Source organism: Cupriavidus sp. HPC(L) (assembly GCF_000307735.3).
GTDB lineage: Bacteria > Pseudomonadota > Gammaproteobacteria > Burkholderiales > Burkholderiaceae > Cupriavidus.
The window spans coordinates 1-9,318 of sequence record NZ_AMPR02000099.1; the positions used below are offsets into that span (position 1 = coordinate 1).

Genomic DNA, 9,318 nt, shown 5'->3' on the forward strand with positions numbered 1-9,318 from the left:
CCACCGGTCCGCGCGCCGTCGGCATCGGCGAGATCCAGTGCACGCCGCCGCAGCCGACCTACCCGTCGCAGTCGCGGCGGATGGGCGAGACCGGCAAGACCGTGGTGCGACTGACCACCGACGATACCGGCAAGGTCGTCAAGACCGCGGTGGTCAGCTCCAGCGGTTCGTCGCGACTGGACCAGGCGGCAATCGACGCGGTCCAGCGGATGCGCTGCAAGCCTTATGTCGAAAACGGCCGTGCGATCGCGGTCACCGCGCAGCAGCCGATCGCTTTCGAGCTGAACTGATTTGAACTGAACCCTCCATACGATTTACGACTTACCAGGAACCATCATGCAGGACCTCGGACTCAGCCATCTGTGGGCGCAAGGCGATTTCGTCATGCGTGCGACCGCCATCATTCTGCTCGTCATGTCGCTGGCGTCATGGATCGTGATTCTCACCAAGGCGTGGGATCTGGTCCGCCTGAAGAAAATGGCGCAGGGCGCGGAAAAGCGCTTCTGGCATTCGGACGATTTCGACCACGCGCTCGAAACGCTCGGCAGCAGCGAATCGAATCCGTTCCGCACGCTGGCGCTGACCGGCAAGGAAGCGGCCCAGCACCATCGCGCCAGCCAGCCGCAGCTGCATGACGTGATGGATATTTCCGACTGGCTGACCCGTTCGCTCAAGAGCGCGATCGACGACGCCGTCTCGCGCATGCAGTCGGGCCTGGCGATCCTGGCCTCGGTGGGTTCCACCGCGCCGTTCGTCGGCCTGTTCGGCACTGTCTGGGGCATCTACCACGCGCTGATCGGCATCGGCGCCTCCGGCGTGCCGACCATCGACAAGGTCGCCGGCCCGGTCGGCGAGGCGCTGATCATGACGGCCTTCGGCCTGGCGGTGGCGATCCCCGCGGTGCTCGGCTACAACGCGCTGACGCGCGGCAACAAGGCCGTGATCTCGAAGCTGAACCGCTTCGCCCACGATCTGCACGCCTACTTCGTCACCGGCGCCCGCGTGCGCCCGACCGGCGCGCGCACTGCCGACGACAACGCGGTGCGTCTCGCGGTCAAGAACTGAACTGACGCGGACCGCCCTCCGCTCGAAAGGAAGTCATCATGGCATTCGGTACCCTCGACGATGACGATGACGCAGTGATGAGCGAGATCAACATGACGCCGCTGGTCGACGTCATGCTCGTGCTGCTGATCATCTTCATCATCACCATCCCGGTGATCAATCACGCGGTCAAGATCGACCTGCCGCGTGCGACCAATCAGCCCAACGATCCCAAGCCGCAGAACATCAACCTGTCGATCGACGCGGCCGGCAAGGTGTTCTGGAACCAGCAGGAGATCGACGACGCGACGCTGCAGAACAATATCGCGCAGGCGGCGCAGCAGCAGCCGCAGCCCGAGCTGCATCTGCGCGCGGACCGCGACGTGCGTTACGAGCGTGTGGCCGAAGTGATGGCCGCCGCCCAGCACGGCGGTCTCGGCAAGATCGGCTTCATCACGGAGCCGAAGCAATAAGACCCCCAGCGGCGCGCAGTGCCGCGCCGCTTTCCCCAAGCCCCACCCGTGCGGTGGGGCTTTTTCTTTTGTGTTTCGAATGAAACCAAATGCGTTTTTTGGCAGTGTTGCATGGTGCGGCCCGATATCATGCACAGAGTCGTTGTAATGATAACGATTCTCATTTAATATCAACACAACGACGGCAGCCACCGATCCTGGTGCCGCGAAACCGACCATCCCCGAACAGGAGCCCCATCGATGAGCACCCTAGCCTTGCCGCTGACGCAACCGCGCGAAGTCACCCGCCGCCGCCTGTCGCTGCGCCGCGTGGTGGTGAACCAGAATCCGGCGCCGAATGCGCGCCGCGAGGCCGCGGCGCCGTCGGCGATGGCGACGGTCAAGTCGGCGGTGGCCCGCCTGGAAGCGCTGGTGCGCGACAATCGCGGCGCCACTGCGGCCGCCCATGCGGCGGCCCATGCGGCCCCGGCACCGGCGGCCGAGGCAGTGCCGCTCGAAGCGCTGATGCGCGGCGCGACCACGCTGCCGATCCTGCATAACGGCGAGGTCTACACGCTGCGCAAGACGCGCTACGGCAAGCTGATTCTGACGAAGTAAGCCGCCCGCCGGGGCATGCCGCATGGGTCGGCATCCCGGCTTCGGGCTACCCGCTCCAGGACGGAGCGAGCCCGGCCGCCGCAACCGCCGGCGGCCGATGAAGAACGATCAGGCGCAGGCCGCCCGATCAGAGGCCCAGCGCGGCGATGCCGGCACGGCCGATCTGCGCATCCTCGCTGGACTTGACGCCCGACACGCCGACCGCGCCGACCACCTGGTCGCCGGCGATGATGGGCACGCCGCCTTCCAGCATGCCTTGCAGCACCGGCGCGGTCATGAACGAGTTGCGGCCGTTGTTGATCATGTCTTCGTAGATCTTCGATTCGCGGCGCCCCAGCGACGAGGTGCGGGCCTTCTCGGTCGCGATATAGGCGGAGATCGGCGCTGCGCCGTCGAGCCGCTGCAGGGCCAGCAGGTGGCCGCCGTCATCGACGATGGCGATCGACACGGCCCAGTGATGGGCCTTGGCCTCGGCTTCGGCTGCGGCCATCACCTTCTTCACGTCTTCCGCAGTCAGCACGGACTTTTGCTGCATACCACTCTCCTGAATCGATAAACAATGAGCCGGCAGTATAGCGCCGGCACCACTTCGGTGACCATGACGCGCGGCGCCTTTGTCGGGCAAAACAGCCATGCCAAAAACGCAAAGGGCCCCGCGGGGCCCTTGTGATTCGGTTCGGATTCCGATCGCCGATTCGGCGATCTAGTGGCCGTGATGGCGATGTCCGTGGCCACCATGCCAGTGGCCATGCCGGCCGCCATGATAGTGCCGGCCAGGATGGCCGTAATAGCGCGGCGGGCCATAGTAGTGCGCGGGCGGCGGGCCGTAATAGCGCGGCGGCGGACCGTAGTAGCCGTAACCCGGCCGCACCACCACCGGCGGCGGACCGTAATAGACCGGTGCGGGCGCAACCACCACGGGCGGCGGGGGATAGTAGGCAGGACCGCCGACCACGACGCCCGGCACGCCGATCACCACGCCGACGTCGACACGGGCCATCGCGGCGCCCGAGGCCATCGCAGCCAGCACGCCAAGCCCTGCGAGCAACCAACGTTTCATGATCTTGCTCCTCGCAAGGTTGATCTTGATACCCGTATTCTAGGCCTACGCCGGATCACAGGTGCAACGGCGAGTTCTACATTGTTACCGCCAGTAACATCCTTGTCGGCAAGGGTACGGGAGCGATCATGCGGCGCTTGCGTCCCGGGCGGCGACCGCCCACAATACCGGGCTTGCCGTGCGGCCGTGGAGAAATTGGTAGACTCAGCAGACTTAAAATCTGCCGCCCTTCCGGGCTTACGGGTTCGAGTCCCGTCGGCCGCACCACCCACGCCGCCAGCCCGCCCTCCTTCCGTTCTCTCCATCCTCCTCAGAGAAGCACCGCGCACAGCAGCGCGCCCGCGCCGACCAGGAATACAAACAGTAGCGCCGCCAGCAGCATCGGCTTGCGGCCCGCGCGCAGCAGGTCGCCGATCCGGGTATGCAGGCCGATCGCCAGCATCGCGCAGGCCAGCAGCCAGTTGTCGAAGGCAACCAGGCCCGGCTTCCATTCGCTCGGCACCAGACCGAAGGAGTTGATCGCCAGCACGGCGACGAAGCCCAGCGCGAACCAGGGCACCGCCGCGCGGATCCGGGCCCAATCGACGCCGCGGCGGCCTGCATCCGTGCCATGCGCGCGGTCCTCGGCACGCGGCCACAGCGCCAGCACCAGCAGCAGCGGGCCGAGCGCCAGCACACGAACCATCTTGGCCAGCACGGCGGCATCGCCGGCCGTCTCGCCTACCGCCTTGCCGGCGACGATCACCTGCGCGACCTCGTGCAGCGTCGCGCCGGTATAGATGCCGAAGGCGCGCTCGCCGACCGGCCAGTGCCACACGTTGGTCACCAGTTCGTACAGATAGGGATACAACAGCATGCCGACGGTGCCGAACAGCACCACGGTCGCCACCGCGACCGCGGTCTGCCGGTCGTCGGTACGCGCGATCGAGGCCACCGCAATCGCGGCCGCCGCGCCGCAGACCGCGCTGCCGGCGCTGACCACCACGGCTTCCCGGCGTGTCAGCCCCAGCCAGCGGGTGCCGACCCAGACGCCGACGCACAGCGTCGCGGCCAGCATCAGCAATGGGGCCACCACCCCGCCCCCGCCGAGCGCCTCGATCGAGCCGAAGGTCAGCCGCAGGCCGTACAGCGCCACGCCCAGGCGCAGCAGCGTCTGCCGGGCCAGCTGCATGCCGGGCGCCAGCGGCGCCAGCCAGTGTCGCGGCAAGGTATTGCAGGCGACCATGCCGGCGCACATCGCCAGCATCAGCGGGCTGACACCCAGTTGCGACAGCGCCGGCAGCCCGGACAGCACCAGCGCGAGCCACGCGATCGCGCCCAGCGGCGCAAGCGTCAGCAGTCGGTAACGCAAGGGAATGGCGGTGGCGGGGGCGGCGGCAGGAATCGAGGTGGTCGGCATGGCGCAGGGACGACACGGTCGTGTAGGAATGACGCCAGCGTAACTACCGCCTCTTCATCTGTAAAACAGGTAATATCGTTATTTCTTACCTGGTTTATAGATATGCAACATCGCCCCTTGCGGCTGACGCTGCGTCAGCTCGCCGTCTTCGTCGCCGTAGTGCAGCACGGCAGCACGACCGCCGCCGCCGAGGCCGTGGCGATGTCGCAGTCCGCGGTCAGCGCCGCGCTGGCCGACCTGGAACGCGCACTGGACCGGCGCCTGTTCGACCGCGTCGCCAAGCGGTTGACCATCAACGAGACCGGCCGCCAGTTCTTCCCGCGCGCGCTGTCGCTGCTGGACCAGGCGCACGAACTGGAACGCTTCGCCGCCGACGCCGGCGTGCAGTTGCGGATTGCCGCCAGCAACACCATCGGCAGTTATCTGCTGCCTGCGCTGCTGACCGGCTTCCGTCAGGCCCAGCAACAGCCCTGCGCGCTGGACCTGCGCATCGGCAACACCCACGACGTGCTGCAGGACCTGTTGCGGCTGGACGCCGATATCGGCCTGATCGAAGGGACCTGCCACGAGCCCGAGCTGAGCAGCGTGCACTGGTGCGACGACGAGATGGTGGTGGTCGTGGGCGCCGGCCATCCGCTGGCACGGGCCGATGGCGATCTGGACGCGTTGCGGGAGGCGGACTGGCTGGTACGGGAGCGCGGCTCGGGGACGCGCGAGATTGTCGAGCAGCGGCTCGCCCCGCTGCTCGGACCGCTGCGCTTCGCGCTCGAACTCGGCAACGCCGAAGCGATCAAGCGGGCGGTGATGAGCGGCTTTGGCGTCAGCTGCCTGTCGCTGCATGTGGTGCGCGACGAGCTCGAACGCGGCGCGCTGGTGGCGCTGCGCCGCGGCCTGCCGCGGCTGGTGCGGCCCTGGCACCTGGTCGTCCATCAGGACAAGTATCCGACCCAAGGCCTGCTGGCCTTTACCGAATACTTGCGCCAGACCGCGCCGCAGCTGGAACTGGAAGAACTGGAAGAACTGGAACAGCAGGAAGGATGAGAGCGCAATCCGGGGCCGCGGCCCCGGATTGGACGGTCAGGCCGCCTGCGCCTCGCCGGCCTCGCTCTGGCGCGCCACGTAGCGGTCCAGCCAGCGGAACAGCAGCGGATTGAGCACGATCGACAGCAAGGCGCCGGCGAGGATCAGGCTCTGCGCGCGCTCCGGCAGGATCTGCAGGAACACGCCGAGGCTCGCCAGAATGAACGAGAACTCGCCGATCTGCGCCAGGCTCGCGGCAATCGTCATGCCGGTCCGGTTCGAATAGCCGAACATCCGCACGATGCCGAGCGCCGCCAGCGACTTGCCGACGACGATGATCGATACGGTCGCCAGCACGCCCCACGGGTCGCGCACCAGCACCATCGGGTCGAACAGCATGCCGACCGAGACGAAGAACAGCACCGCGAAGGCGTCCCGCAGCGGCAGCGACTCCTCGGCGGCGCGATGGCTGAATTCGGATTCGGCCAGCACCATGCCGGCGAAGAACGCTCCCAGCGCGAACGAGACGCCGAACAACGAATAGGCGCCGAAGGCCACGCCCAGCGCGGTCGCCAGCACGCCGAGGCGGAACAGCTCGCGGCTGCCGGTCCAGACGATGCGCTCGAGCATCCATGGAATGAAGCGGCGGCCGATCACGAGCATCACCGCGACGAAGGCCGCGACCTTGCCGAGCGTCAGCGACACCGTCAGCAGGATGTCGGTGACGCTGGCCTCGGGGGCTTCACCGCCGCCGCCGGCCGGCACCAGCAGGCCCGACAGCGCCGGCAGCAACACCAGCGCCAGCACCATCGCCAGATCCTCGACCACCAGCCAGCCGACCGCGATGCGGCCCTGCTCGCTGTCGACCAGGTCGCGATCCTGCAAGGCCTTCAGCAGCACCACGGTACTGGCCACCGACAGCGCCAGCCCGTAGACCAGGCCCTGCCCCCAGCTCCAGCCGAAGCCCCACGCGACGCCCATGCCGAGCAGCGTCGCGATGCCGATCTGCGCCACCGCGCCGGGGATCGCGATCTTGCGCACCGCCATCAGGTCGCGGATCGAGAAATGCAGGCCCACGCCGAACATCAGCAGGATCACGCCCAGCTCGGCCAGTTCCGGCGCCAGCGCCTGGTCGGCGGTGTAGCCCGGCGTATGCGGTCCGACCACCACGCCCGCGCACAGGTAGCCGATCAACGGCGGCAACCGCAATCGCCCCGCCAACGCACCGAGGACAAAGGCCAGGACAATGCCGCCGACGATGGTGCTGATGAGCGGAGTAGCGTGATGCATGCGTGGTGGTTTCCTTCTGATGGCCGACGTAGCGCCGGGAAGTCGAACGGCGATCCGGTCCCGATCCGACGCGGACACGCCGCCATCGACGGAGCCTGATGCCGGCGCCGCCCGGGCGGACAATCTGCGGAAATGAAACCGAATGGGAATCGTCGCCACCGGCAGCGGCGCCCGGGGCGCGAGGCCCAGGCACGTTGCCGGCATGGTCCAGCATCGGCGACGACTAGTGCGATAGACGTAATGTATCACGCGCGCCACGCGTTAAAGCCGCGAAAAGGCGCAAGAAATACATCGTGCAGGAACGAACCGGAGGCTGGAACCGCGAACCGGTGACGACAACAGGGAGGAATTCGATGGAGGCGGGGGTCGGAATCGAACCGGCGTACACGGCTTTGCAGGCCGCTGCATAACCACTCTGCCACCCCGCCGGGTGACCTGGATGCTGGATTGTAGCCGCTGCGGCTTCCGGGTGCCGGAGACCGATGCGGCAGCATCGCAAACTAAAAAGGGAAGCGCTGCTTCCCTTTCGGACTGGAGCGGGAGACGAGTCTCGAACTCGCGACCTCAACCTTGGCAAGGTTGCGCTCTACCAACTGAGCTACTCCCGCATGACACCTGCTGCGGCGAACCCGGAACATGCTTCCGGATCGACCAGAAAATTCTGGAGCGGGAGACGAGTCTCGAACTCGCGACCTCAACCTTGGCAAGGTTGCGCTCTACCAACTGAGCTACTCCCGCAGTGTCCTGCGTACTGCACATGCAGTAAAACGGCGCTAAATCACTGCATATAGACCGCTTCTTGCTGCATCTCGCTTCGTTCGTTTTGTTTCGTCAGAAGCGAGAACGAAATTATGCAAACATCCGACAATGAAGTCAAGCATATTTTTGCACTGATCCTCACTTTTGCGCGGCGGCCCGGGCGGCGGCCGCGCTCCGCTCGCGGATCTGGGGCCACGCCAGCTTCATGTAATAGAACATCGACCACAGGGTCAGCACCGCGGCGACATAGATCAGCCAGCCGCCCAGCATGCCGGCGTCGATGCCCAACAGCGGCGCGTCGAACAGCAGCAGCGGGATCGCGACCATCTGGAACGTGGTCTTGAGCTTGCCCAGGAAGTTGACGGCAACGCTCTTTGACGCGCCGATCTGCGCCATCCATTCGCGCAGCGCCGAAATGGTGATCTCCCGGCCGATGATCACCAGCGCGATCAGATCGCTAACGCGGTCCAGCGCCAGCAGCGACAGCAGCGCCGCCGCGACCATCAGCTTGTCCGCGACCGGATCGAGGAAGGCGCCGAACGACGACGTCTGGTTCCAGCGCCGGGCGAGGAATCCGTCGAGCCAGTCCGTCGCCGCCGCCACGATGAAGAACACCGCCGCCGTGAGGTTCTTCGCCGGCATCGACAGCCAGGCGTCGGGCAGATAGAAGACGCCGACCACGAGCGGGATCATGGCAACGCGCAGCCAGGTCAGCAGGATCGGAATATTCATCGGCATAGGCGGAATCGGCAGGTCGAAGACGGGACAATCCCGCGATTGTCGCCGATTCCGACATCAATTGAGCATTTCCCGAAGCGAGCCCGGCCGGTTGCGTTCCGCGCCGGCGTCGGTCGCGCTGGTTGTGCCGGCCGACGCGCGCTGATCGCGGCGGGCAGCCGGCGCGCCGCCTCAATGCAACTGCCGGTAGATTTCCTCGGCCAGCGTGCGCGAAATGCCGTCGACGCTGGCGAGCTCATCGACGCTGGCGGCCATCACGCCGCGGATGCCGCCGAAGCGGGTCAGCAGCTTCTGCCGCCGGCGCGCGCCGATTCCTTCGATCTCTTCGAGCCGCGACGTGGTGCGCGTCTTCGCCCGGCGCGCGCGCATGCCGGTGATCGCAAAACGATGCGCCTCGTCGCGGATCTGCGCCACCAGCATCAGCGCCGCGCTGCCCTGGCCCAGCTCCAGTGCGGGACGTCCGTCGGCAAATACCAGCGTCTCGAGCCCGACCTTGCGGCCCTCGCCCTTGGCCACGCCGACCAGCAGCCCGATATCGAGGCCCAGTTCCTCGAACACCTGGCGCGCGACCTCGACCTGGCCCTTGCCGCCATCAATCAGCACGATATGCGGCATCGCGGCGCTGTCCTCCTGGCTGCGCTCGACCAGCTTCTGGTAGCGGCGCGTCAGCACCTGGCGCATTGCCGCATAGTCGTCGCCCGGCGTGATGCCGTCGATGTTGTAGCGGCGGTATTCGCCGTTCTGCATCGCATGGTGATGGAACACCACGCAGGACGCCTGCGTCGCCTCGCCGGCGGTATGGCTGATGTCGAAGCATTCGACCCGCAGCGCGCCCAGATCGTCGAGCTCGATGCCGATGGTGTCGGCCAGCGCCCGCGTGCGCGCCTCCTGGCTGCCCTGCTCGGCCAGGCGCCGCGCCAGCGCCAGCGCCGCGCCCT

General features: G+C 66.8%; 11 protein-coding genes and 4 tRNA genes. 6 read left to right on the forward strand and 9 right to left on the reverse strand.

The genetic code is table 11. The features are described 5' to 3' along the window. The 4 genes from B551_RS07400 to B551_RS07415 all read left to right on the forward strand — a co-directional run. On the forward strand, positions 1-290 hold a 290-nt coding region (locus B551_RS07400), incomplete at its 5' end, for an energy transducer TonB (RefSeq protein ID WP_023263788.1). Between the two features lie 46 nt (positions 291-336). Next, the gene (locus tag B551_RS07405) at positions 337-1,065 is read left to right on the forward strand and encodes a MotA/TolQ/ExbB proton channel family protein (RefSeq protein WP_023263789.1); all 729 of its coding nucleotides are present in this window, start codon (positions 337-339) and stop codon (positions 1,063-1,065) included. Between the two features lie 38 nt (positions 1,066-1,103). Next, on the forward strand, positions 1,104-1,517 hold the full coding sequence (locus B551_RS07410; protein WP_006579474.1) for a biopolymer transporter ExbD: 414 nt from the start codon (positions 1,104-1,106) through the stop codon (positions 1,515-1,517). 240 nt (positions 1,518-1,757) lie between these two features. Continuing rightward, complete coding sequence (locus B551_RS07415; RefSeq protein ID WP_043437977.1) at positions 1,758-2,114, forward strand: hemin uptake protein HemP; 357 nt, start codon at positions 1,758-1,760, stop codon at positions 2,112-2,114. Between the two features lie 127 nt (positions 2,115-2,241). Here the strand turns inward: B551_RS07415 and B551_RS07420 are convergent, their stop codons facing one another. Continuing rightward, the gene (locus B551_RS07420; RefSeq protein WP_006578772.1) at positions 2,242-2,649 is read right to left on the reverse strand and encodes a heme-binding protein; all 408 of its coding nucleotides are present in this window, start codon (positions 2,647-2,649) and stop codon (positions 2,242-2,244) included. A 168-nt stretch (positions 2,650-2,817) separates the two neighbouring features. Continuing rightward, positions 2,818-3,174 carry a hypothetical protein gene (locus tag B551_RS07425; protein ID WP_006578771.1) on the reverse strand — a complete coding sequence of 119 codons (357 nt, stop codon included), beginning with the start codon at positions 3,172-3,174 and terminating at the stop codon, positions 2,818-2,820. Positions 3,175-3,354: 180 nt separating this feature from the next. Between B551_RS07425 and B551_RS07430 the strand changes: the two genes are divergently transcribed. Next, positions 3,355-3,441 (forward strand) — tRNA-Leu (locus B551_RS07430). Between the two features lie 43 nt (positions 3,442-3,484). Here B551_RS07430 and B551_RS07435 read toward each other — a convergent pair. Next, positions 3,485-4,573 (reverse strand): YeiH family protein, encoded by a 1,089-nt coding sequence (locus B551_RS07435; RefSeq protein ID WP_006578770.1) that lies wholly within the window; start codon positions 4,571-4,573, stop codon positions 3,485-3,487. A gap of 102 nt (positions 4,574-4,675) precedes the next feature. Between B551_RS07435 and B551_RS07440 the strand changes: the two genes are divergently transcribed. Further along, positions 4,676-5,614: a LysR family transcriptional regulator gene (locus tag B551_RS07440; RefSeq protein ID WP_023263791.1), complete on the forward strand. Its 939-nt coding sequence runs from the start codon at positions 4,676-4,678 to the stop codon at positions 5,612-5,614. 36 nt (positions 5,615-5,650) lie between these two features. On the opposite strand, the gene ybaL is transcribed toward B551_RS07440, so the two are convergent. The 6 genes from ybaL to B551_RS07470 form a co-directional block, all read right to left on the reverse strand. Then, complete coding sequence (ybaL, locus tag B551_RS07445) at positions 5,651-6,883, reverse strand: YbaL family putative K(+) efflux transporter (RefSeq protein ID WP_006578768.1); 1,233 nt, start codon at positions 6,881-6,883, stop codon at positions 5,651-5,653. A gap of 354 nt (positions 6,884-7,237) precedes the next feature. Next, positions 7,238-7,311 (reverse strand) — tRNA-Cys (locus B551_RS07450). A 104-nt stretch (positions 7,312-7,415) separates the two neighbouring features. Then, positions 7,416-7,491: transfer RNA gene (locus B551_RS07455), tRNA-Gly, on the reverse strand. 54 nt (positions 7,492-7,545) lie between these two features. Next, positions 7,546-7,621 (reverse strand) — tRNA-Gly (locus tag B551_RS07460). 159 nt (positions 7,622-7,780) lie between these two features. Then, positions 7,781-8,380, reverse strand: coding sequence for a CDP-diacylglycerol--glycerol-3-phosphate 3-phosphatidyltransferase (gene pgsA, locus B551_RS07465; RefSeq protein WP_006578767.1), 600 nt, complete (start codon positions 8,378-8,380; stop codon positions 7,781-7,783). A 171-nt stretch (positions 8,381-8,551) separates the two neighbouring features. Further along, the coding region (locus B551_RS07470; protein ID WP_023263792.1) for a helix-hairpin-helix domain-containing protein at positions 8,552-9,318 on the reverse strand (767 nt) is incomplete at its 5' end.